This window comes from Amphiplicatus metriothermophilus, assembly GCF_900199215.1.
Taxonomy (GTDB): domain Bacteria; phylum Pseudomonadota; class Alphaproteobacteria; order Caulobacterales; family Parvularculaceae; genus Amphiplicatus; species Amphiplicatus metriothermophilus.
Map to the genome: position 1 here is coordinate 295,784 of NZ_FZQA01000003.1, position 23,406 is coordinate 319,189.

Genomic DNA, 23,406 nt, shown 5'->3' on the forward strand with positions numbered 1-23,406 from the left:
ACTCAGCCCGGCTGGGCGGAGTCCTCGATCGCGTGCATTTCCGCGTCGCTCAGGCCGAAATGATGGCCGATCTCATGCACGAGCACATGGGTTATCAGTTCGCCGAGCGTGATCTGTCCGTTCTCGATCCATTCCTCAAGCAGCGGGCGGCGATAAAGATGCACGTGATCAGGCGTCGCTGCGGGATCGGATACGGACTTTTCGAGAAGATCGACGCCTTCATAAAGTCCGGTGAGTTCGAATGGATCGTCGATGCCCATCTCGTTTAGGACTTCCTCTTCAGCGAAGTCCGCGACATGCAGCACGACATTGCCGCACAAACGGCGAAAGGCTTCCGGCAGCGCATCGAAAGCGGCGCGTGCGAGGGCGTCGAACTCCTCGAGCGAAGGCGCGCGCCGGGCGCGCCAGTCGGCGGCGCTCATGGCGACGCCTCAGCGCCTGACGACGCCCCGGCTTCGTCGCTGGATCCGATCGCTGCGACGATGGCCGCGACGGTGGGCGCGACGACGCTCAGGGGAGGCATCCCCCGCGTCATGCCCGTCCGGACGATGACAGTCCGTTTGTCCGGGATGATGAAGACATACTGTCCTTCATGGCCGGAGAAGAAGTAGAGGCTTTCCGGCGCCCCGGAAATATAACGCCGGCGCATTTCGCCGTCCCTGTTGAGCCAGAAATGCGCGCCGTAAGCGCCGTCTGACGCCGGCGTCGGCGCGCTGACGTAATCCGGCCAGCCTTCCGGCAGCAGCCGGCGCCCTTCCCAGACTCCGTCATTGAGATAAAGCTGGCCGAGCCGCCCCCAGTCGCGCGCCGTCGCATAAACGTAAGACGAACCGATCGGCGCGCCGGCGCTGTCAGTTTCCATGACGACGCTCGCCGCGCCGATCGGCCGGAAAACGGCCTCGCGCGCGAAGGCCTGATAATCGACGCCCTTTTCCGCCAGAACGCGGCGCAATGTGCGCGCGATGAGATTGGTCGTTCCGCTCGAATAGGACCAATGATCTCCAGGCGGATGAACGAGCGGTCGGCGCGCCGCCGCTGCGCCGGCGTCAGCCTCGCGGAACAGCATCCGGTTCACGTCCGAGCGAGGATCGGCGTAGTTCTCATCGAAGGCGAGCCCGCTTTGCATCCGCAGAAGGTCGTTCCAGGTGATCGCCGCCCGAGCCGGGTCGTCGCGCCATTCCTCGACCGGCGCGGGGTCCGTAATGTCGATATGGCGGCGCAAAACGGCGGCGCCGACGATCGTCGCCGTGACGCTCTTGGCCATCGACCAGCTCAGGAAGGGCGTCGCCGCGTCGAATCCGTCCGCGTAACGCTCTGCGACCAACGCGCCGTCGACGACAACGAGCAAGGCGCGATGCGCGGCGCGGGCGTCGGCCATCGCCGCGTCGAGAGCGTTTTCGATCGCCGCATAATCCACACGGGGCAGGGCGCTGACGGAATCCGCCCGCGCTTCAGGCCAAGGCGCGCCGGGGCGCATCGGTTCGAGCGGGGGAAGCGGGGCAAGGGGGCCGCGCGCGATCGCGCAACCATATCCATCGCGGTAAATCGCCCGAGAGCGGCCCAGGCCGTAGAGCGCGGCGCTGACGGCTTTCGCCTCCTTGTCCGCGCGGGCGCGCACGTGGTCTAAAACGGGATTAATTCCGGAGAACTCGCCAGCTCGCACGACCGCTTCCGGCCGGCCGGCGAGAAAGATCTCCGAACACAGGGTTTTCGCCACGTAGCCGGCCGGAACCTGGGCCACGCCGTTCAGATAATAATGAAGGAATGCGCCCGCCGCTGTCGCGAGAACGACGCCGCCGGCGAGCCAAAATCCGCGGCGGCTCATGCGGTTATTCCAGCGGGCGGAAAACCAGGGTGAGCACGACGCCGATCAGGCCGACCACCGCCCATAGCGGGAGGTCCATGATCGTGGCGATGGCTTGGGATGCTCCTTTCGGTGCGGCTTCGGCCAAGGCGAGCCCGTCGATTCCGAAAAGCGAGATGATTTCCGCCGTAGTGCGAACCACCGGCGAGCCGTTCTCGAGGGAAGAGACCGCGTCCGCCCCCAACAGCGCCACCGCGATCGCCACCAGCAACCATGCCAGAAACCTGAACGCCGCCATGTTCGTCACCCCTCGCGAACCGCATCCCCGACCGGCAGACTATCCCGATGCGAAACAGGCTGCAAATCCCCCGCCCGCCGGACGCACGCAGCGCATCTCGCCCGTCGCAGTTCGCGGAACGGGAGGGCCGGGAGGGGGCTGCTTGCGCGCCCGGCGCGCCTTTGATAGTCCGCCTCGTCAAGGACAGGTGGCCGAGTGGTTGAAGGCGCACGCCTGGAACGCGTGTAGGCGGGTAACCGTCTCGAGGGTTCGAATCCCTCCCTGTCCGCCATATGCCGCCGTCCGCCGACGTCACCCGCTTTCAACCGCCGTCGCTACGCTCGGCGCCCGAACTGCGGTTTGTGGGACAAATTCGTCATTGAAGCTGACCCGCTCAAATGGCGGCTCCCGGCAGAAACAGACGCTCTCGGAAAGCGTGCCGAAGCGATGAATGAGCATGCAAGGTATGGTGCCGACCAGCTTAAGCTGTCGGCGGCGGCAGTCCAAAAAGGAAGCAGTTGTGGAAACGCCCCAGCTCGCCTGACCGAGCGGCGGATGCGCAATTTCACGAGTTTACCTGCGTGCCATACCGATCAACGCGGTGGACGGGATTGGGAGCTGCGGTTGATCGCCAGCCATCCGACGCAACTCGGAGACGATCAGGCCCTTCTGGGCGGCATCCAAACCCGTCCAGTCAGGGGAAGGGCCGAACAGCGCATCGATATCCTCAAGCATTGCCATGTCGAGGTCAAAGTCGCGGGTCACATGTTCGATCTGCGGATCACGATACCCTGCTTTGACCAGCTCGCTGGCAAGGCCCTCGGCCGTGCTGAGGATCGCCATTGCCTCAGGCATGGGCGCGAGATCACGATCTGGAAACAGTCGTCGAATCAACTGGCCGAGCAGCATGAAGGCACCGGCACCACGATCCTGCCAGACGGCGACGACGCCGTATCCGGCGGGCCGCGTGACCCGTGCCATTTCCGCCAGCCCCTTGCGCCAGTCCGGGAACATGAACACGCCGAAAAACGAAAAAACCGCGTCGAAGGCTTCGTCGGGCAAGTCGAGCGCCTGGCCGTCCATCACTCGCGCCTCGATGTTTGACACCGCCTTGGCCGCGATGCGCGCGACCATACCGGGCGAGAAGTCGGTCGCGAGAACCTGCGCCCCCGCCCGCGCCGCAGCAAAAGCGAGCGCGCCTGTTCCGGCTGCAACGTCAAGCACCCGGGAAGCATGCGTCAGCGGTACGTGGGCCAGCGCGGCATCGACATAGCGTGACGTGTAGGGGTGAGCCGTCTTTTCGTACCGCTCGGCAGCGCCGTCCCAGTGGTCGGTGTTGTTGAACTCACCCATTCGCTATGTTCCACGATTCACGCAACTTAATAGGTATCGTGAAAATGCAGGCTTGCCAAGTCGATGACGGCGACGAAGGTGGCGCCATGCGGAATGACCGTCGCCTCTCCCGGATGCTGCACGTGCTGATTCACATGGCGCGGCACGACGGCCCGATGACCTCGGAGGCAATCGCTCGGATGCTGGGAACCAACCCCGTCCTGATCCGCCGCACGATGGCGGGCCTTCGGGATGCGGGCTACGTCAGTTCGGAAAAGGGGCATGGTGGCGGCTGGGCCATCACGGCCGACCTGAATGCGGTGACGCTGCTGGACGTGCATCGTGCCGTTGGCGGTCCCCGCCTTTTCGCGATTGGAATCGAGCATCCGGAGCCCGGCTGCCAAGTCGCCATCGTCGTCAACGAAGCCTTGGGCGACGCGCTACAGGAAGCAGAGCGGCTGCTGGTAACGCGTTTGGGATCGATCAGCCTGGCGGCACTTGTCCAGTCCTTCGATGATCGCTGCGACAGCGTCAGCAGCTAGGCCGACTAGGTTTTTCCAGTTTGGGAAGCTTGCACGGCATGGCGGGCCAACACCCGTCTTCCTGAACCTCCCGGGGGCCGCCTTCTTATAAAGAGGGCATGGCGAACTGCGGAATGTGCTGGATTGGACGGCTGCCGGCGAATTGCTTCATCATGCGCTGACGACTGCTTCTGTTAGACTTGGACGTTCGCACCGGCAGACGCAAATGTCGTAACCTGGTCCTCATTTGCTATTCGCTATCGTAGTGCTACTGCGTGGACATAGTGCTCATCTTCATCGGGCGTGGCCCGCCAAACACCGATTGCGCGAGGTCTTGTGACGTTGCCGCCCACCGCCGCTACTTCCGGGTCGCGCCGGACCCGGCCGCTCAAGCCTTCGCGGTCGTCTTAAAGGCGGCCGATCGTTGGAGGAGCCGACGGTCGCTCCACCCTTCGCAACCGTGGAGAGCGACGCCGCTCAACGCAGCGGTTGACTCGAGCGCTCTTTCGATCAATACTTAAGTGAATGCTACAGCATCAAGCCGAGCCGCTCGATCGCGCGTTCCAGGCCCTGTCCGATCCAGGACGGCGCGCCATGGTCGAGCGTCTGAGCGTAGGTCCCGCCTCGGTCAGCGAACTGGCCAAGCCCCTGCCGATGACTCTGTCGGCGGTGATCCAGCACCTCAAGGTTCTGGAGGAGGCGCGGCTGGTGAGGAGCGAGAAAGTCGGTCGCGTGCGCACCTGCACGCTGGAGATCGGGACCATGATCCAGGTCGAACGCTGGATCGCCGAGCGCAAGCGCTTCTGGGAACGGCGATACGACCAACTCGAGGCCTACCTAGCCCAAACCGCGTCCGAGGAGAAAGGCCGATGACCGTCACCAACGCCACATTCACGATCGAGCGGATGCTGAACGCCTCGCCGGCGCGGGTCTTTGCGGCCTACGCCACTCTGGAGGCCAAGAGCGCCTGGTTCAAGGCGCCGTCGGACATCGAAACCCTGAACCGCGACTTCGACTTCCGCGTCGGCGGCAAGGAACGGTTCCACGCCCGCTGGCCCAGCGGCATGATCACCGACTTCCAAGCCGTCTACCACGACATCGTGGAGAACGAGCGCATCATCCTCGTCTACGACATGTTCCTCAACGGCGATAAGCTGTCGGTCTCCCTGGTGACGCTCGAATTCAGGGCTGAAGGTGACCGGACCCGGCTGATCCACACCGAACAGGGCTGCTATCTGACGGGCGGAGACGAGGCGGTGAAGGGCCGCGAGCACGGCACGACCTGGCATATCGATAATCTGGTCGCCGTCATCGAAGGTCGAGAGGGCCGAAATATGACGTTTTATGGGAGCGGACCGCTCACCCTCGAGCAATCGTAGTGCTACAGCGTAGGCATAGTGCTCATCTTTGGCGTGCATGGCCAGCTAGCCGAGTTAGGGTTCGGCCCGGAGACATAGGTAACGGTTTGCACCTAAGACATGGGTGATAACCTCGGGCCGCTCATCGGGTCGTATGCTCCGGGCGTTTTCGCTTCATTCGCGTCGCAGCGTTCGCATGGCGACGCACATTTCTCCGGGGGCTAAATGGGGCAGGCCGCGCCGAAATCGCCCCAAAGTGCTTGTCATGACCGCCGCCATCAGGTATCTTTCAATCATGACACCGGTATCAATATATGACACCGGTGTCATCACCAACAGCGCGGACGCGAACGCCGTGCGGAAAGATGGGAGGGAAAAATGGCGACTTTCTCCGGCAAGATGAGAATTCTGGCGGGCGTTTCCGCGTTGGCCCTCGCGGCCGGCGCAGGCGCAGCCCAAGCGCAGCAGGAAGGCGATAACGCTCAGTCCAGCGACGAAATCGTCGTTACGGGATTCAGGAGCAGTCTTGGCGCCGCATTAAATACGAAGCGCAATGAGACGGGCATTGTCGACGCAATTGTCGCTGAAGACATCGCGGATTTTCCGGACCTCAACCTAGCTGAATCGCTACAGCGCATCCCGGGCGTATCAATCAGCCGCCAAGCCGGCGAGGGCCGCCAGATCACGGTACGTGGCCTTTCCGGCATTTTCACACGCGTGCGCATCAACGGCATGGAATCGCTGACGACTACGGGCGCGTCGGATGCGGGCGGCGGGTCTAATCGGTCACGGACTTTCGATTTTAACACGTTCGCGTCCGAGCTGTTCAACGAGCTTGTCGTGCGCAAGTCGCAGTCGGCCTCGGTGGAGGAGGGCTCGCTCGGCGCCAATGTGGAGCTGAAAACGGCGCAGCCTTTCGATTACGGGCCGGGCTGGACGGGAACGGTAGCCGGTTCCGCGCTCTATAATGATCTTTCGGATGATGTCGGCCCGCGCGTCGCCGGCCTTCTTTCCTACACGAATCCGTCGGAAACCTTCGGCGCGCTGGTGTCGGTCGCCTATACGAGCCGCGACATCCGAGAGGAGGGCTTTTCGACCGTCCGTTTCGACGCATTCGACGTGTTCCGGTCCGTGGGAGGAACGTCCTGCCTTGACGGCGCCGGCGACCCGATCGAACCATTGCCGGGCGATTGCGCGACAGTGCGCAATGCCTGGTATCCGCGCATTCCGCGTTACGGCCGTCTCGATTACGATCAGGAGCGGCTTGGGATAACCGGCTCCATGCAGTTCAGGCCGACGGAAAGAACCACGCTGTCTCTTGACGGACTTTTTTCCGACTTCGACGGCGTGCGCGACGAGCATTTCCTCGAAGTCTTCATCCGCAGCAACAACGGCGCCATCGACATTACGGACTTCTCCGTGAACAGCGACGGCGTGCTGGAGCAATTCACCGCCGACCTGCAGCCCGCCTCCAACGGCCTCGTGCCGGCGCGCATCGAGCACCGGCGGGATTTTCTGTCAACGGAGTTCTACCAGTTTACCGGCAATCTCGAGCACGAATTCAATGATCGGTTCCGAGGCAATATTTTCGGCGGGGTTTCGCGATCCGATTTCGACGTGCCGGTGCAGGCGACGATCTTCTACGATGCGGCCGATCCGGTGACCGGTTATACGTTCGACGGATCGGACAACATCAATGCGCCGTTTATCGATTTTGGTTCGCTCGACGTCAACAATCCGGGCGACTTCCTGTTCACGCAGTTCCGCAACCGGCCGCAGGGCGTCGATAATGATTTCAATACGATTCAATCCAACCTGTCCTATGATCTCAATGACGCGATCACAGCCAGCGCCGGCGTAAGCTGGAAAGAGTTCGCATTCGAAACGCGCGAGGCGCGCGCCGAGGGCGATGTCGCGGACTTGTCGGGCTTTTCCGCGCCCATCCCGGTGACTGCCGATCTCGTCGATCCGGTCACCGGATTCGGCGACGGACTTGGCGCGCCTTCAGGCATCGATACCTCCTGGGCGTCGCCGGACTGGGACGCGGCCGTCGCGTTGATCGACCTGCTTAACATCCCGGCCGTTCAGCGCATTCAGGACACGCGCGGCGTGACCGAAAAGGACCTCGGCGGGTATGTGCAGTTCGATTTCAATTTCGACGCCGGCGGCCTGCCGGTGCGGGGAGATTTCGGCGTGCGCTATGTGCGGACGAAAACCGCGTCGACCGGCTTCATCGGCGAAGACGAAGTCACGATCACGCGCAAATATGACGACTGGCTGCCGGCGTTTAACGTCGTTCTCGAGCCGGCTGAGGACTTCCTCGTCCGCGCGGGCTTCGCGCGCGTCATCGCGCGCCCGGCGCTCGGCAACCTGACGCCGGGCGGCACGATTGACACTTTCAACGGCCCGCCATTCACGATCAATATGGGCAATCCGGACCTCGACCCCTTCCGCGCCACCAATATCGATTTCGCGATGGAATGGTATTTTGCCGAGGAGTCGCTGCTCGCGCTGGGCGTGTTCTTCAAGGACATCGATTCCTTTTTCACCTAGTCGCAGACGGTGGAAACGACATTCAGCCAGTCGGGACTGCCCCCCTCCGTTGCGTCTCCGACCAGCCCCCTGGCTATCCTGTTGGGCATGGGCGAGGATCCGGCGGTCGATATCAATCAGGTCACAAATGGCGGCTCGGGCAAGGTGAAAGGTCTGGAATTCATTTACCAGCAGCCCTTCACGTTCCTGCCGGGGTTTTTGGGTAATACCGGTTTCACCGGCAATTACACCTATGTCGATTCCGAAGACATCATCGGTTTTTCCGACAATGCCTTTAACGCCACCTTCTATTATGAAGACGAGCGCTTCGGCGCGCGCCTCACGGGCGCCTATCGCAGCGATTTCCAGACGAGGCTGCCGATTACAAGCGGCGAAAAAACGGGCCGTGAAGAGCGCGGCGTTGCATCCACGTTCAATCTCGATTTCGCGGCACAATATCAGGTGACGGACAATATCGAGCTGACGTTCGACGTGATCAACATCACCGATGAATTCGAAAATCAGACGTTCGACCGTCTGAAGCTTCCGGACGTCTATCACCATACGGGACGTAACTTCATTCTCGGAGCGCGTTACAACTTTTAGTCCCTGAGAGTTTCCGGATACGTTGACTCTCTCCGGACTGGACCGGAACCCGAGGCGGACCTCCTCCCCCGCCTCGGGTTATTATTTGCGGCGGGAGCATGAGGGATACGCAGCGGCGATTTTCACGCCGACGCGCGCTGAGCGTCATTACGGCGGCAGGCGTTGCCGGCGCTGCCTGCGCCTCGTCGCCTTTAGGTCAAGGCGCCTCCTCCGGACCGCGAGCGGGCTCATCGCGCCGCTGGGGCCGGGGATATGATGGACAGCGCATCGCCGACAGGGGCGACGGAACATTTTTAAACCCGATCTTCGCCGGCGATCATCCGGACCCGTCCATCATCAAGGACGGCGACGTTTATTATCTGACCTTTTCGAGCTTTGACGCCTATCCTGGGTTGATGATCTGGCGCTCGTTCGATCTGGTGAACTGGGCGCCGGTCGGGCCGGCGCTGACGAGGCCCGTCGGCTCGGTCTGGGCCCCCGATCTCGTAAAGCATGACGGGCGCTATTACATCTATATTCCGGCGCGCACGCGCGATTATAAATCGATCTATGTCATCTGGTCCGACCGCATCGAGGGGCCGTGGAGCGAGCCCGTCGATCTGAATCTGCCTGATCACATCGATCCCGGCCATATCGTGGGCGAGGACGGGAAACGTTATCTCTTCCTGTCGAACGGCGACATGGTTCCGCTGACGGACGACGGCCTCGCAACGGCCGGGCCGGTCAAACATGTCTACGATCCCTGGCGGTATCCGGAAGAGTGGGATGTGGAATGTTTCTGCCCGGAAGGGCCGAAAATGCTGCGCCGTGGCGAGTGGTTCTACATGCTCACCGCCGTGGGCGGCACGGCCGGCCCGCCGACGGGGCACATGGTGATCGCCGCGCGCTCGAAGTCCGTACACGGCCCGTGGGAGCACGCGCCGAACAATCCGCAGGTGCGCACCCGTTCGCGCGAAGAAATGTGGTGGTCGCGCGGGCATGCGACCTTGATCGAAGGCCCTGCGGGCGACTGGTGGTTGATCTATCACGGCTATGAAAAAGACTACTGGACGCTCGGCCGGCAATGTCTTCTGGAACCCGTGCGCTGGCGCGAGGACGGCTGGTTCGAAGCGCTCGGGGGAGATCTTTCCGCGCCTCTGGCGAAGCCCGCTGGCGGGCGCGCAGTCCGGCATGGCCTGCCGCTGTCGGATGATTTCAGCGGCGACCGGCTCGGCCCGCAATGGGCGTTCTATGATCCGTCAGCGGATGAGTATGATCGCGTCCGCATCGCCGACAACACGCTGCATCTGCGCGCGAAGGGGACTGACCCTTCCGACAGTTCGCCCTTGTGCTTCGTGTGCGGCGACCGCGCCTATTCGGCGGAGGTCGAGGTCGAGCGCGACGCGGAGGCTCGCGGCGGCCTTCTGTTGTTCTACAATCGCCGACTCTACTGCGGGCTCGGATTCGATGAGGCCGGCCTCGTCATGCATCGTTACGGCATGGAACGGCGCCGTTCCGAGGGTTCCCGGCCGTTCCCGCGCCGCCTTTTCATCCGTATCGAGAACGACAGGCATATCGTCACGATTTATACCAGCGTCGATGGCGCGCGATGGGAGAAGTTCGACGTCCAGATGGATACGTCAGGCTATCACCACAACGTCGCTTATGATTTTCTGAGCCTGCGGCCAGGGCTTTATGCGGCGGGGCGGGGGAGCGTGCGCTTCAGGGGCGTGAAGTATCGCGCGTTAGGCTGACGCCGCTGGCGTGATCCGTCTGCGAGCCGGTTTCCTCGGCCGGAGTCTGTCCGATTTTCAAATCGTGACGTTTTTCGGCGACGCCCGCCTTTGGCGCTCATCCGGCGCGGCGGCTTCTATGCGAAGCGTAAGATCATCAAGTCCGGCGAAGCGCAGGACGGCGGTTTGGCCGACGGCGATCCGATGAACGCCGGTCACTGCGCCTGTCGACACCGCAGCGCCCTTTTTGAGCGGAAGGCCGCGACGCGCGGCGTTCTCCAGCATGAAGCGCAGGGATTCGAGCGGGCCGCCTGGTATGGCGGCCGCGGCGTTTTCGCCGACGCTCTCTCTGTCGATGAAGACTTCGCATCGCCAGTCGGCGAGATTGAACGCGCGCCAGTCAGGAATCTCCGGCCCCAGAAGCAGCCCGTTATTGTTGCCGAAGTCGGAGATCGTCACGAGAGGGCCGAGGTCGTTAATGCCGGCGAAAGGGCTGCTGGCGATTTCCGCGCCCGCGCGCACCGAGTCGACCAGCGCGCGCGCTTCGTCGATCGTCCATGACGTTTTCCCGGCCGGCGCATCGGCGGCGAGAATGAGAACGAACTCTCCTTCGACGGCGGCGAATCCGCCTTCGAAGGCCTGCGCGGCCGTCGGTTGCGCCGTCGCGGGCCACAGACGCTGTTTGAAGATCGGCCCGGCCAGCCGATCGCAGCCCAGCGCCGAGGCGAATGGCTCGGGCACGCGCCCGACCTTCCATCCGGCGATTTCATCAGGCCAAAGACGAATCGCCCTATCCTGTATGGCGTAAGCCTCGTCGAGCGTCCCGGGCTGATCGCCCGGATAGGCGGATAGAGGCGCGGCCTCAAGGCGCGCCCCGACGAAGGCTCCGGCGATCCGCTGCGCCTTCGTGTCGGTTGCTTCTTTTTGTTTTTCCTGCATTTTTTGTTCGCCCGGCCGGCCGCTAGCTTTTCGGGTGGACAGTATAGGAAACCGGTGTCATTTTCAAATGGAATCAGCCCGGCGAATGAACCGGGACGCCGCATAAGCAGGAACGGGAGGAATCGACGAAATGGGCGCGCGCATCCCTTCTCGGATTCTGACGCTTGCAGGGCTCGTATTGGCCTGCGCGGCCGCGTTATGGGGCTGCGACGGCCAGCGGCAGGGCTCGGCGCCGACCAAAGAGGAAGCGCGGCTGGCCTTTCCTGGGGCAGCGGGATGGGCGGCGGCGACTCCTGGCGGACGAGGGGGCGAGATCATTCGGGTGACGACCCTCGCGGCGGACGGGCCCGGCTCCTTGCGGGAAGCGCTCGAGCGGAAAGGGCCGCGCATCATCGTCTTCGAAGTCGGCGGCGTAATCGACCTCGGCAAGCAGACGCTGGTCGTTTCCGAGCCTTTCGCGACCATCGCCGGCCAGACGGCGCCGTCGCCGGGCATCACGCTCATTCGCGGCGGCCTTTCCATCCGCACGCATGACGTCATCGTGCGCCATATCCGCATCAGGCCGGGCGACGGCGGCGAACCCCCGCGCAGCGGCTGGGATACGGACGGAATCACAACGGTCGGCGCCTATAACGTGATCGTCGATCATTGCACGCTGACCTGGGCGACGGACGAGAATCTTTCCGCCTCGGGCCCGCGCTTCACCGGCGAATCGCCTGAAGAGTGGCGCCGCGGCGCGTCGCACCGCATCACCTTCAGCAATAACATCATCGCCGAAGGGCTCGCGCACGCCACTCATGCGAAGGGCGAGCATTCGAAAGGCTCGCTGATACACGACAATACGAGCGAGATCCTGATTTACGGCAATCTGTACGCGCACAATTATGAACGCAATCCGTTGTTTAAAGGCGGCGTGCGCGGAGCTATCGTGAACAATCTTATCTACAATCCCGGCCCCCGCGCCATTCATTACAATCTGCAGGCGCTGGAATGGGGCGACGTCCCGTTTGAGAACGGACGCATCACGGCGATAGGAAACGTCGTTCGGGCGGGACCGTCTACGCCGAACGGGCTTGCGGTTTTCATGATCGGCGGAGACGGCGATCTCGAGCTATACGAACGCGACACCATCGCGATGGACGCGTTCGGCGCGTCCATGCCGCTTGTGGGCCGTTACACGGCCGGGCCTGCGCAAATTCTTCGCCGCGACGCGCCGCTTGATCTTCCGGACGGGCTTGAGCCGATGCCGGCCCATGCGGTCGAGCGCCACGTTCTGGCGAACGCAGGGGCGCGCCCCTGGGACCGCGACGCCCATGACGTCCGCCTGCTCGCCGACGTTGCGGAAGGGCGGGGTCGAATCATCGACAGCCAGGAGGAGGTCGGCGGTTATCCGGCGCCGGTCGAGACCCGCAAGCCATTCGACCCGGCGCAATGGAATCTTGATACGATGGAGCCCCTCACCCCTGAGGCGTTTGACTCCGCCGCGCGGGCAAGGGGCACGTGATTTTGCCGATTGTTCGGCCGGCCGCATCGAGCGATACAGAACCGACGGACAAGACGGAGGAGAAACGTGGCCAAGCGCGGAAGCAGGCCCGCCGGCGGCCGCGGCGGCGGCGCGCCGGAACAGGAGCCGCCGCCCCGCGACCGGTCGAAAGTGACGATCAACGACATCGCGCGGCTGGCCAACGTTTCGAAGAAGACCGTATCGCGGGTCATCAATGAGTCGCCGCTGGTGCGGTCTGAAACGCGCGAGCGCGTCCTGACGATCATCAAGCAGCATGGCTACACGCCTGATCCGCAGGCGCGCGCGCTCGCCCTCAGGCGCTCGTTCCTGATCGGCATGATCTACGACAATCCAAGCCCCCAATATGTCGTGAACATGCAGCGCGGGATTCTGGATGAGCTTGAAGACACCAGTTTTCAGCTCGTCCTGCGTCCCTGCGACCGCGCCGATCCGCGGTTTCATGAAAAGATCGAAGCGTTCGTCGTTCAGCAGAAGCCGTTCGGCGTGATCCTGCCGCCGTCGGTGTCCGAGGACGAAAAACTCGCCGAAATGCTGCGCGCGCTTAATTGCGATTACGTCCGCATCGCATCGGTGGTTCTTGACGAGCCGGCGCGGATGGTTCGCACGCATGACTTCGAGGGCGCGGCCGCCGCCGCCCGGCATATCGCGGCGCTCGGCCATTCTCGGATCGCGCATATTCACGGGCCGAAGACCTTCCGTTCGGCGCATGAAAGGCTCGCGGGATTTCGGCAAGGACTCGCAGAAAGCGCGATCGAGCTGGACAAAGCGTTGACAGTGGAAGGGGGATACACGTTCGAATCCGGCGTTGAATGCGCGGCGCGTCTGTTCCGGCGCAAGCAGCGGCCGACGGCGATTTTCGCCGGCAACGACGAAATGGCCGTCGGCGTGTACAAGGCTGCGCGGGATTTCGGCCTCAAGGCGCCCGAAGACGTATCCATCGTGGGTTTCGACGACACGCCCATGGCTTCGCGGGTCTGGCCGCCGATGACCACGGTGCGTCTGCCAATTCGCGATATGGGTCGGGCGGCGGCCAGACTGCTCCTGCGGCAGGCGGCCGGCGTCGAGCCAGAAGAGCTGATCGCGTTCAAGCCTGAGCTGATCATACGCGAGTCCGCGGCGCCTCCGAAAAACGGCTGAACTTCGGTCGCGCAACACAGCGCAGCCGCGCGCCGCCCGAGCGAGGGCCAGCGCCCCGTAGCCGGAGAACCCCTCTTGACTGTGGTGCGGGATTGAAGGCCAAATCACGGCCATATCGGGTTCAGGGGGAGTCAAAGGGCGGGGCGGTGACAGAGAAATCTCGCATCAGCAGCGGCATTTCTTCGCTTTTACTCTCCTTCTCAATACTGTTGCTCGCGGCTTGCAGCGACGGCGGAAGCTCCGGGGGCTCGACGCTGCCTCCGCCTCCGCCGCCTCCTCCGCCGCCGGGCGGGACCGGCCCGACCTGGACGGAAGGGGTTTTCGAACCGGCCAGCAGATTCAAGGACCGCTGCGAGGTCGTGCGCACGGGCGTCGACATCGAAGGCAATCCCTTTCCGGACATGCCGGGCTCGATGCTCGAGGAGATGTTCTGGCTGCGCTCCTGGACGCATGAGACCTATCTGTGGAACGACGAAGTGATCGATCGCAATCCGGCGGACTTCGGCGATCGCCTGGAATACTTCGCCCTGCTGCGAACTTTCGCGACGACTCTCTCCGGAAGGGACAAGGACGAGTTTCATTTCACCATCCCTACCGATGAATTCTTGAGGCAACGAAATTCCACGCCGCGCGCAGAATATGGCGCGGAATTAGCCATATTTTCGGCAACGCCGCCAAGAGATGTGCGCGTTCTGTATACGGAGCCTGGCTCGCCGGCTGCGGAAGTCGTCGGCGGCCAGATAAATCTTCCGCGAGGAACGCGCATTCTTGAGGTGGACGGCGTCGATCTCGTCAACGCCAACACGCAGGCTGAAATCGATATCCTGAACAACGGTCTTTTTCCGGCGACGGCGGGCGAACAGCATACCTTCGTCGTTCGGGACGCCGGCGCCGCATCGACGCGAACCGTGACCTTGATCTCGGAGAACATCGCGCCCAAGCCGGTCAATCTGACGAGCGTCGTCGACACGCCGGGCGGAAAGGTAGGCTATATGCTGCTGACGACGTTCAGCCCTTTCGCGTCAGAGAAGGACATCGCCGATGCGATCGCCGCCATGAGGGCGGACGGCGTTCAGGATCTCGTTCTCGACCTCAGATACAATAGCGGGGGATTGCTCGCCGTCGCCTCGCAGCTCGGTTATATGATCGCCGGGGAGGCGCGCACGAGCGGCAGAGTTTTTGAAAGGCTGCGCTTCAACGACGACGCCGGCGACCTCAATCCGGTGACCGGCCAGTTCAATGAACCTGTGCCTTTCTTTGACGAGGGGCTCGGATTCTCCCTGCCTGCCGGCCAGCCGCTGCAAAGTCTCGATCTGCCGCGCGTTTTCATTCTGTCGACCGAGATTACGTGCAGCGCCAGCGAGGCGGTGCTTAACGCGCTGCGCGGGATCGACCTTGAAGTGGTGCTGATCGGCGGCGCGACCTGCGGGAAGCCGTTCGGGTTCTTCCCGCAGGACAATTGCGGCGTCACCTACTTCACGATCCAGTTCCAGGGCGTGAACGACAAAGGATTCGGCGATTACGCCGACGGGTTTTCGCCGGAAAACTCCAGCGCCGCTTTTGCGGTGAAGGTTCCCGGCTGCGAGATTTCCGATGATCTTGGCAGCGCGCTCGGCGATGAAAACGAGCCGATGTTCGCCGCGGCGCTCGCCTATCGCGAAACCGGCGCCTGCCCGACCTCGGCCATGGCGTTTTCCGCCAGTAGTTCGAGCGTCAAGGAGAGCGGGGCGTCGCCCATGCTGCCGGGCAGGAGCGTATTTGAGACGAACCGCGACATGCGGATGCCGAATTGAGGTGCGAAACGGAGCCAGGAATGGTTTCATATCGCGGCATGTTCATTCCGATCGCGCTTATCGCGCTGATGGCGAGCGCCTGCCAATCGAACGGCGAAGGCGAGGGGGAGCCCGCCGCGCTCGCTGCAGCGGACGCCGAGACGATGGCACGGGCGAAGGCCGCGCTCGCTGAGGCGATGGGGGTCGCGAAGGTCGAGTTGGGTCCCGGAGATCCGACGAAAATGTCGACCCTTGCCGTTCTGCCGCCGCGCCCGACCGCGCATGAGGACAGAAGCCTGGCGCGGCCGACGGTGTTCGACATTGTTTTGAAAGACGGACGGTGCTTCGCGGTCAGGCGCGAGACCGGCGAGGCTTACGAGCTGAAAGACGTGTCCTGCCGCGCGCTGCGGGAATGACCGGGGCGATGCTTGCAGGAGGCGTTCCGTGATGGTATGACACCGGTTACCTAACCTGATGCGGCGTCCTGCCGTCGGGCGTCTCATAAGGCGCATCAGGCGGCGGGCGGGAGGAAGCGATGTTCGACAGGATTTATCAGGCTACGCATCCCGACATGATGGAAGGGGTCTCCAACGAAAAGCTCCGCGAGCGCTACGCGGTCACGGGGCTTTTCGGCAAGGATCGCATTTCGCTCAATTATTCGCATAATGAACGTTTCGTCATCGGCGGCGCGGCGCCGGTCGCGCAGGCGCTGAAGCTGCCGGACCAGACCGAACCGCCTTCGGCTAAGGACGCGCCGTTTCTGCAGCGTCGCGAGATGGGAGCGGTCAATGTCGGCGCCGGCGCGGGGCGTATAACCGTCGACGGCGAGGCCTACGAAATGCAGCCGAAGGACGGCCTGTATATTCCGATGGGCTCGGAAAAGGTTGTGTTCGAATCGACGGACCCGGCGAGTCCGGCGAAGTTCTATCTCGTCTCGACTCCCGCGCACCGCCGTTATGAAACCGTAAAAATCTCCATCGACAAGGCCGTGCCTCTGGAGCGCGGCTCGCTGGAAGAGTCGAACGAGCGCACGATCTATCAGTTCATCGTTCCCGATACCTGCAAGTCTTGCCAGCTCCTTTTGGGACTAACGATTCTCAATCCGGGCAGCGTGTGGAACACCATGCCGCCGCACCTGCACGACCGGCGTTCGGAGGTGTATTTCTACTTCGATCTCGGCGAGGACGATCGCGTGTTCCACTTCATGGGCGAGCCGGAAGAGATGCGTCATATCGTCATGCGCAATGACGAGGCGGTGATCTCGCCGCCCTGGTCGATCCATATGGGATGCGGCGTCAAGAACTACGCGTTCATCTGGGCGATGGGCGGGGAGAATCTCGACTACACCGACATGAACGTCCTCGACATCTGCCAGCTCAGATAACCATGCCGTCCGCATTCGACCTTTCGGGAAAGATCGCGCTGGTCACTGGCGCCAATACCGGCATCGGTCAGGGTCTCGCTGTCGGTCTCGCCGAAGCCGGCGCCGACATCGCCGCGGTGGGGCGCAGCGACCCGGCAGAGACCCGTAAGATAGTGGAGAAGGCGGGCTGCCGTTTCGCCTTCGTCGAGGCCGACCTGCGCGACAGCGCCCGGGCGGAAGAGATCGTAGCGGCGGCGAAGAAGGCGCTCGGCCCCGTCGATATTCTGGTCAACAACGCCGGCGTGATCCGCCGCAATGACGCGCTCGACTTCACGCAGGAAGACTGGGACGAGGTTCTCGACGTCAATCTCAAGACGGTGTTTTTTCTCTCCCAGGCGGCCGCGAAACGCATGGTCGCCGCCGGGCGGCCGGGCAAGATCATCAATATCGCTTCCATGCTGTCCTTTCAGGGCGGGATTCGCGTCGCCTCCTACACGGCGAGCAAAAGCGGCGTGGCGGGCCTGACGAAGCTGCTCGCCAATGAATGGGCGAGCCGGGGAATCAACGTCAACGCCATCGCTCCGGGCTACATCGCGACCAACAACACGGCGGCGCTGCGCGCGGACGAAAAGCGCAACGCGGAAATCCTCGGCCGCATCCCGGCGGGACGCTGGGGCGAGCCGGGGGATCTCGCCGGGGCGGCGGTGTTCCTTGCTTCGCCGGCTTCCGATTACGTGCACGGAACGATCCTCGCCGTCGACGGCGGCTGGCTGGCGCGCTAGGATCGGGACGTCCGAAAGCAGGGAAGACGGATGGCCCGAAATCGCGCGATCGTTTGTTTCGGCGAGCTTTTGCTGCGGCTCAACGCGCCGGGGCGCGAGCGACTGCTCCAATCCCAGCGGCTTGACGTTCATGTCGGAGGAGCCGAAGCAAATGTCGCGGTTTCCCTCGCGCAGTTCGGGCATGAGGCTCGCTTTGCGAGCGTCGTCGCCGACAACGCCCTTGGCGAGGCGGCTCTTGGGGAGCTCCGGCGCTACGGCGTCGACGTTTCGCCGGTCGCGCGCGCATCCGGTCGGATGGGACTTTATTTCATGGCCTCAGGCGCGACGCGGCGGCCTTCGGAAATTATTTACGACCGGGCGGGCTCGGTTTTCGCCGAAGCCGGAGAAGAGACGCTCGACTGGCCGGCGATCCTCGACGGTGCGGGCTGGCTGCATGTTTCCGGCGTGACGCCTGCGGTCGGCCCGAAGCCGGCCGCCGCCGCGCTCAAGGCCGTTCGCACTGCGAAGGAATGCGGGGTGAAGGTTTCCTTCGACGGCAATTATCGCGCCCAGCTCTGGGCGGCCTGGGGCGGGGACGGGCCGGCGATCCTGCGGCGGATTCTCGCTTGCGCCGATCTCGCCTTCATCAACGAACGCGACGTGGGCCTGGTTCTCGGGCGCGATTTTCCTCGCGACGAGGCGGGCCGGCGCGCCGCTTTCGCCGCCGCGTTCGAGGCTTTTCCGGGACTTGAGCTTATCGCGGCGACGCGCCGGCGCCAGCACAGCGTCGACCATCACGCATTGACGGCGGTTCTCGCGACGCGGGACGGGGGCGAGCGGCGCTCGCGCGAATGGGACCTTTCCGGCGTCGTCGACCGCATCGGCGCGGGCGACGCGTTCGCAGCCGGGACGCTGCGCGGCCTGATCGCCGGGCACGATCATCGGCATACGGTCGAGTTCGCCGCCGCCGCAGCGGCGCTGAAGCACTCCATGCCTGGCGACTTTAACATCGCCACGGTCGCTGACGTAGAGCGGGCGCTCGCCGAAGACGACCTCGACGTGCGCCGGTGAGGCGGCGAGTCAAAAGGACCCTCCATGACCGATAAGGCTCGACGACACGCTCCTTCGCGCCTGCCGCGCCGCAAGGTGCTCGCCGCCGGCGCCGTCGCGCCGCTGATCGCGGCCGCCGCGGGGCGCGCAAAGCCGGCGGCGGCGCCGCTCGCCATGACTGTTCACGGTCCGGTGCGGGGTTATCGCGACGGGGCGATCAACGTCTTCAAGGGGGTGCGCTATGGCGCGGACACCCGCCCGCGCCGGTTCGAGCGTCCGGCGCGGCCGCAAGGCTGGCAGGAGCCGGTCGAGGCGGTCGATTACGGCCCGGCCTGCCCGCAGCGCGGCGCGCGCGAAGCGATCAGCGAGGATTGTCTCTTCCTCAATGTCTGGACGCCAGGCCTCGCCGACGGCGGAAAACGCCCTGTTATGGTCTATTTCCATGGCGGAGCCTATAATTCCGGGTCCGGATCAAGCCCGCTGTATGACGGGCGTCGGCTTGCTGAAAAAGGCGACGTCGTCGTCATAACGGTCAATCATCGTCTGAACGCCTTCGGCTATCTCTACCTGCCGCTCGTCGCGGGCGGCGCCCTGCCGGATTCCGGCAATGCGGGCATGTGGGATCTCGTGCTCGCGCTCGAATGGGTTCGCGACAATGCGGCGACGTTCGGGGGCGATCCGGGCCGCGTCATGGTCTTCGGCCAGTCCGGCGGCGGCGCGAAGATCGCGACTCTGATGGCCGCCCCGGCGGCGATGGGGTTCTTTCACGCCGCTGCGACCATGAGCGGCCAGCAGGTGACCGCCTCAGGACCTCTCAACGCCAGCGAGCGGGCGCGCGCGTTTCTCGACGCGCTGTCAGTCTCGCCTGGCGACGTCGCGGCGCTGAAATCCCTGCCGGCGGAGCGTCTTGTCGAAGCGCTGGCGACGCCGGACCCGATCGGGCCGGATCGCGGCGGGGTCTATTTCGGGCCGGTGCTGGACGAGCGCTTTCTTTCCCGCCATCCCTTCTGGCCCGACGCGCCGGCGCAGTCGGCCGAAATTCCGATGATCCTCGGCAATACGAAGGACGAAACGCGCAATCTCATTGGCGCGCGCGAGCCCGACGCCTTCGATCTGCGATGGGAGGATTTGCCGGCGCGGCTCGCCGCCCATATGCGCGTCGACATCCATCCCGGCCATGTGGTCGAGACCTATCGCCGTCTTTATCCGGACCATTCGCCTTCGGACGTGTTCTTCGCGGCGACGACCGCGGCGCGCTCCTGGCGCGGGCAGGTCGAGGAGTCGGACGCTCGCGCGCGGCAGGGCGCGCCGACCTGGGTCTATCAGATGGATCTCGCCTCGCCCCTCGACGGCGGCAAATGGGGCGCGCCGCATACCATCGACATCGCCCACGCCTTTGACAATACGGACAAGCCCGGCTCGCTCACGGGAACGGGCGCCGCCGCGCGCCGCGTCGCCGACGAGCTGAGTCGCGCCTTCATCGCGCTCGCGCGTCATGGCGATCCCAACCATTCCGGCCTGCCGCGCTGGGACCGCCATACCCTGCCTGAACGCCAGACCATGGTGTTCGACGAGACGACGCGCCTTATGAACGACCCGCGCAAGGGCGAGCGCGCGCTTTTCGCCAAGGTTCCTTTCACCCAATGGGGGACGTGACAAGCAAGACGGGCGGCGCCTCCTGACTTGCTCATGCATGGGCGCCTCCGCGCAGGCGATTTTCCATGGCTCCGCTTTTCAAATGTAATGACACCGGTTACCATGCCAGCGACAAGGACAGCCTGGATCGGCAGGCCGGGAGGAAACCCAAGCGACATGGCCGAAGCGCGCCGCGATCGAAGCGCCATCCCCATCGCATGCGCGGGGGCCGTCAACGGACCTGCGCCGACGCAAGGCGATAAGCGGCCGAAGCCGGCTGTCCTGGTCGGTGCGGTGGATAGGCGCGCCTTCCTCGCCGGCGCGGCGGCTTTGGCGGCCGGTTGCGGGCGCGACCAGCCGCGACCCCTCTTCTCATCCGACACCCATCCAGACGGCTATCCGACCGTCGAGGCGGTGAAAGAGATGGCGCGGCTGCTGCGGGCGCGCACCGGCGGGCGGCTCGACGTGAAGATTTTCGCCGGCGGACAGCTCGGCTCGGAGCGCGACACGCTGGAGATCGCCACCTTCGGCGGGCTCGACATGAACCGCGTCAACCTCGCGCCTTTGAATTCCATCGAGCCGCTGACCACGATTCCGTCGCTCCCTTTCCTGTTCCGCTCGACGGCGCATATGCGCCGCGCCCTCGACGGCGCGCCTGGCGAGGCGATCCTCGCCGCGCTTGAGCCGCACGGGCTCATCGGACTGTGCTTTTACGATTCCGGCGAACGCTCTTTCTACAACACGAAACGGCCGATCCATACGCCGCAGGACATGCGCGGCATGAAGATCCGGGTGCAGAATTCAGACCTTTATGTCGCGATGGTCAGGGCGCTGGGCGCCGACGCCACGCCCATGTCGCTGGGGGAGGTCTATCAGTCGCTGGTGCAGGGCGTGATCGACGGGGCGGAGAACAACTGGCCTTCCTACGAATCCGGCCGCCATTACGAGGCGGCGCCGTATTACAGCCTCACCCGACACGTCATGGCGCCGGAGATTCTCGTCATGTCGAAGGCGCGTTGGGAAAAGCTCTCGGCGCCGGACCGGGAGGCGGTGCGCGGCGCGGCTAGGGAATCCGTGCCCTTCATGCGCGCGCTGTGGGACAGGCGCGTCGAGGAATCGCGCGCGCGGCTCTTGGCGGAGGGCGTGAAGGCCAACGAAGTCGACGATCTTGCGCCCTTCGTGGAACGGATGCGGCCTGTCTGGTCGCGTTTCGTCGTCACCGACGCGCAAAAACGTCTTGTGCGGATGATCGAGGAGATGGCGGACGATGCTTGAGAAGCTTGCCAAGATCACTCGCGCCGCGAGCGAGATCATGATGAAGTTCGCCGCCGCGGGCCTTGTGTTGATGACCGTCATCGTCGGCTGGCAGGTTTTCGGCCGCTATGTGCTGAACTCCAGCCCGTCCTGGTCGGAACAGGCCTCGCTCACATTGATGATCTGGTACGTCTCCTTCGCCGCTGCGGCCGGCGTGCGCGAGGGCTTCCACATTCGCATCGTCGCCGTGGAGAACGCCGCGCCCGCGCGCGCGCGTCGCTATATGCGCATCGCATCCAATCTCGTGGTCGCCGGTTGCGGCGCGGCGATGCTCGTCTGGGGCGGCGATCTCGTCGCGCGCACCTGGAGCCATGTGATCCCCTCGCTCGGCCTGCCGCGCGGGCTCGCCTATCTGGGCTTGCCCATCGCCGGGGCGCTGATCGTCCTGTTCGCCGTCGAGCGCGCGCTGGAGGAAGCGCGCGGACTGAAGTCCGAGGACGAGGAGGACCCGCGGTGGAGCTGACCGTCCTCATCCTCACGCTGGCGATCCTTCTGGCGCTTGGCGTTCCCGTCGCCTTCGCGCTCCTGGGCGCCTCGATCGCGACCTTCGTCGCGCTCGACATCCCGCTCATCGTAGTCTTCCAGCGCGTCGCGGCGGGCATGAGCGTGTTCACGCTGATGGCGATTCCTTTCTTCATTTTCGCGGGCGACCTCATGTACCGCTCCGGCGTGGCGGAGCGGCTGGTGCGCGCGGCGGAAGCCGCTCTGGGCCGCGCGCGCGGCGGGCTCGGTCTCGTCACCGTCGGCGCTTCGACCATGTTCGGCGCGGTTTCCGGTTCGGCCATCGCCAGCGCCTCGGCGATGGGCTCGGCGCTCATGCCGCTGATGAAGGAAAAGGGCTATGACGGCGATTACGCGGTCAATGTGACCGTGTCCTCGGCGATCGTCGGCCTGCTTATTCCGCCCTCGCACAATATGATCATTTATGCGGCCGCCAGCGGGACGGGGGTGTCGATCGGCGATCTGTTCCTCGCCGGGATCGTTCCGGGCGCGCTCACGGCGGGGCTTTTGATGATCGCAGCCTGGGCGGTGGCGGCGCGCCGCGGCTATCCGCGCGGGGCCTTTCCAGGCTGGCGGGCGTTTCTGCTGGCCTGCGCGGCGGCTCTGCCCGGCCTCATGGCGGCGGTCATCATCATGGGCGGCATTCTGAGCGGAGCGTTCACGGCGACCGAATCCTCCGCCGTCGCAGTGATCTACACCATTCTCGTCGGCGCTTTCGTCTATCGCAGCCTGGGCTGGCGACGGTTCGTCGAGTCTGCGGTCCAGTCGGCGAAAATCACGGCGATGGTGCTGCTGATCATCGGCGCGGCGACGGCGTTCGGCTATGCGCTGGCGATCCTTGAGACGCCCTCGCAGCTGGCGGGTCTCATTACGGCGGTCAGCGACAATCCGATCGTTATTCTGCTCATCATCAATCTGATGCTGCTCGCGCTCGGCACGTTCATGGACATGTCGCCGCTCATCGTCATCACGACGCCCATCCTGCTGCCCATCGTGCAGAAGCTCGGCATGGATCCCGTGCAGTTCGGGGTGGTGATGATGCTCAATCTGGGGATCGGCCTCATCACGCCGCCAGTGGGGTCTGTATTGTTCGTAGGCGCGGCGGTCGGCAAGACGCCGGTCGAACAGGCGGTGAAGACCATCTGGCCGTTTTACGGGGCGATGATCTTCGCGCTCGTTCTCGTCACCTATGTTCCCGCCCTTTCCATGCGGCTTCCGGAGCTGTTCAAATGACCAGAACGATTTGCGTGCTGCTTGCATCTGCCGG

At 64.1% G+C, this 23,406-nt stretch carries 20 protein-coding genes, 1 tRNA gene and 1 pseudogene; 17 read left to right on the forward strand and 5 right to left on the reverse strand.

Annotation, left to right across the window (positions count from 1 at the left end; translation table 11 throughout):
• Nucleotides 1-2 precede the first annotated feature (2 nt).
• From CHB64_RS09135 to CHB64_RS09145, 3 genes are read right to left on the reverse strand one after another with little or no spacing between them, the layout of a single operon-like run.
• The gene (locus CHB64_RS09135) at nt 3-422 is read right to left on the reverse strand and encodes a metallopeptidase family protein (protein WP_089412302.1); all 420 of its coding nucleotides are present in this window, start codon (nt 420-422) and stop codon (nt 3-5) included.
• Nucleotides 419-1,825 carry a serine hydrolase domain-containing protein gene (locus CHB64_RS09140; RefSeq protein ID WP_089412303.1) on the reverse strand — a complete coding sequence of 469 codons (1,407 nt, stop codon included), beginning with the start codon at nt 1,823-1,825 and terminating at the stop codon, nt 419-421. The genes CHB64_RS09135 and CHB64_RS09140 overlap by 4 nt, the downstream gene beginning before the upstream one ends.
• A 4-nt stretch (nt 1,826-1,829) precedes the next feature.
• On the reverse strand, nt 1,830-2,102 hold the full coding sequence (locus CHB64_RS09145; RefSeq protein WP_089412304.1) for a hypothetical protein: 273 nt from the start codon (nt 2,100-2,102) through the stop codon (nt 1,830-1,832).
• Nucleotides 2,103-2,283: 181 nt separating this feature from the next.
• Here CHB64_RS09145 and CHB64_RS09150 point away from each other — a divergent pair.
• A tRNA-Ser gene (locus tag CHB64_RS09150) sits at nt 2,284-2,373 on the forward strand.
• A 281-nt stretch (nt 2,374-2,654) separates the two neighbouring features.
• Here the strand turns inward: CHB64_RS09150 and CHB64_RS09155 are convergent.
• The gene (locus tag CHB64_RS09155; protein ID WP_089412305.1) at nt 2,655-3,434 is read right to left on the reverse strand and encodes a class I SAM-dependent methyltransferase; all 780 of its coding nucleotides are present in this window, start codon (nt 3,432-3,434) and stop codon (nt 2,655-2,657) included.
• An 86-nt stretch (nt 3,435-3,520) separates the two neighbouring features.
• Here CHB64_RS09155 and CHB64_RS09160 point away from each other — a divergent pair, with 86 nt between their 5' ends.
• From CHB64_RS09160 to CHB64_RS09180, 5 genes and pseudogenes are all read left to right on the forward strand, one after another.
• A complete protein-coding gene (locus tag CHB64_RS09160; RefSeq protein ID WP_089412306.1) occupies nt 3,521-3,955 on the forward strand; it encodes an Rrf2 family transcriptional regulator in 435 nt (144 codons plus the stop codon).
• Nucleotides 3,956-4,459: 504 nt separating this feature from the next.
• Nucleotides 4,460-4,807 carry an ArsR/SmtB family transcription factor gene (locus tag CHB64_RS09165; RefSeq protein WP_089412307.1) on the forward strand — a complete coding sequence of 116 codons (348 nt, stop codon included), beginning with the start codon at nt 4,460-4,462 and terminating at the stop codon, nt 4,805-4,807.
• Nucleotides 4,804-5,313: an SRPBCC family protein gene (locus tag CHB64_RS09170; protein ID WP_089412308.1), complete on the forward strand. Its 510-nt coding sequence runs from the start codon at nt 4,804-4,806 to the stop codon at nt 5,311-5,313. Before CHB64_RS09165 ends, CHB64_RS09170 begins: the two co-directional genes overlap by 4 nt.
• A 378-nt stretch (nt 5,314-5,691) precedes the next feature.
• A pseudogene (locus CHB64_RS09175) lies at nt 5,692-8,430 on the forward strand (TonB-dependent receptor).
• Between the two features lie 98 nt (nt 8,431-8,528).
• Nucleotides 8,529-10,163, forward strand: a complete 1,635-nt coding sequence (locus CHB64_RS09180) for a family 43 glycosylhydrolase (protein ID WP_089412309.1) — start codon at nt 8,529-8,531, stop codon at nt 10,161-10,163.
• A 57-nt stretch (nt 10,164-10,220) separates the two neighbouring features.
• On the opposite strand, the gene CHB64_RS09185 is transcribed toward CHB64_RS09180, so the two are convergent.
• On the reverse strand, nt 10,221-11,081 hold the full coding sequence (locus tag CHB64_RS09185; protein WP_089412310.1) for a 2-keto-4-pentenoate hydratase: 861 nt from the start codon (nt 11,079-11,081) through the stop codon (nt 10,221-10,223).
• Between the two features lie 130 nt (nt 11,082-11,211).
• On the opposite strand from CHB64_RS09185, the gene CHB64_RS09190 reads away from it, so the two are divergent.
• From CHB64_RS09190 to CHB64_RS09240, 11 genes are all read left to right on the forward strand, one after another.
• Complete coding sequence (locus CHB64_RS09190) at nt 11,212-12,585, forward strand: pectate lyase family protein (RefSeq protein ID WP_089412311.1); 1,374 nt, start codon at nt 11,212-11,214, stop codon at nt 12,583-12,585.
• Nucleotides 12,586-12,651: 66 nt separating this feature from the next.
• A complete protein-coding gene (locus CHB64_RS09195) occupies nt 12,652-13,743 on the forward strand; it encodes a LacI family DNA-binding transcriptional regulator (RefSeq protein ID WP_089412312.1) in 1,092 nt (363 codons plus the stop codon).
• A gap of 359 nt (nt 13,744-14,102) precedes the next feature.
• A complete protein-coding gene (locus tag CHB64_RS09200) occupies nt 14,103-15,536 on the forward strand; it encodes a S41 family peptidase (protein ID WP_200815305.1) in 1,434 nt (477 codons plus the stop codon).
• A 20-nt stretch (nt 15,537-15,556) separates the two neighbouring features.
• The gene (locus tag CHB64_RS09205; RefSeq protein WP_089412313.1) at nt 15,557-15,931 is read left to right on the forward strand and encodes a hypothetical protein; all 375 of its coding nucleotides are present in this window, start codon (nt 15,557-15,559) and stop codon (nt 15,929-15,931) included.
• 119 nt (nt 15,932-16,050) lie between these two features.
• Nucleotides 16,051-16,899, forward strand: a complete 849-nt coding sequence (gene kduI / locus CHB64_RS09210) for a 5-dehydro-4-deoxy-D-glucuronate isomerase (protein ID WP_089412314.1) — start codon at nt 16,051-16,053, stop codon at nt 16,897-16,899.
• Nucleotides 16,900-16,901: 2 nt separating this feature from the next.
• A complete protein-coding gene (gene kduD, locus CHB64_RS09215) occupies nt 16,902-17,660 on the forward strand; it encodes a 2-dehydro-3-deoxy-D-gluconate 5-dehydrogenase KduD (RefSeq protein WP_089412315.1) in 759 nt (252 codons plus the stop codon).
• Between the two features lie 30 nt (nt 17,661-17,690).
• On the forward strand, nt 17,691-18,710 hold the full coding sequence (locus CHB64_RS09220) for a sugar kinase (RefSeq protein WP_089412316.1): 1,020 nt from the start codon (nt 17,691-17,693) through the stop codon (nt 18,708-18,710).
• 24 nt (nt 18,711-18,734) lie between these two features.
• Nucleotides 18,735-20,345 (forward strand): carboxylesterase/lipase family protein, encoded by a 1,611-nt coding sequence (locus CHB64_RS09225; protein ID WP_089412317.1) that lies wholly within the window; start codon nt 18,735-18,737, stop codon nt 20,343-20,345.
• A 156-nt stretch (nt 20,346-20,501) separates the two neighbouring features.
• Nucleotides 20,502-21,599: a TRAP transporter substrate-binding protein gene (locus CHB64_RS09230; protein ID WP_089412318.1), complete on the forward strand. Its 1,098-nt coding sequence runs from the start codon at nt 20,502-20,504 to the stop codon at nt 21,597-21,599.
• The gene (locus CHB64_RS09235; protein WP_089412319.1) at nt 21,592-22,101 is read left to right on the forward strand and encodes a TRAP transporter small permease; all 510 of its coding nucleotides are present in this window, start codon (nt 21,592-21,594) and stop codon (nt 22,099-22,101) included. Before CHB64_RS09230 ends, CHB64_RS09235 begins: the two co-directional genes overlap by 8 nt.
• A complete protein-coding gene (locus CHB64_RS09240; RefSeq protein ID WP_089412320.1) occupies nt 22,092-23,372 on the forward strand; it encodes a TRAP transporter large permease in 1,281 nt (426 codons plus the stop codon). Before CHB64_RS09235 ends, CHB64_RS09240 begins: the two co-directional genes overlap by 10 nt.
• Nucleotides 23,373-23,406 lie beyond the last annotated feature (34 nt).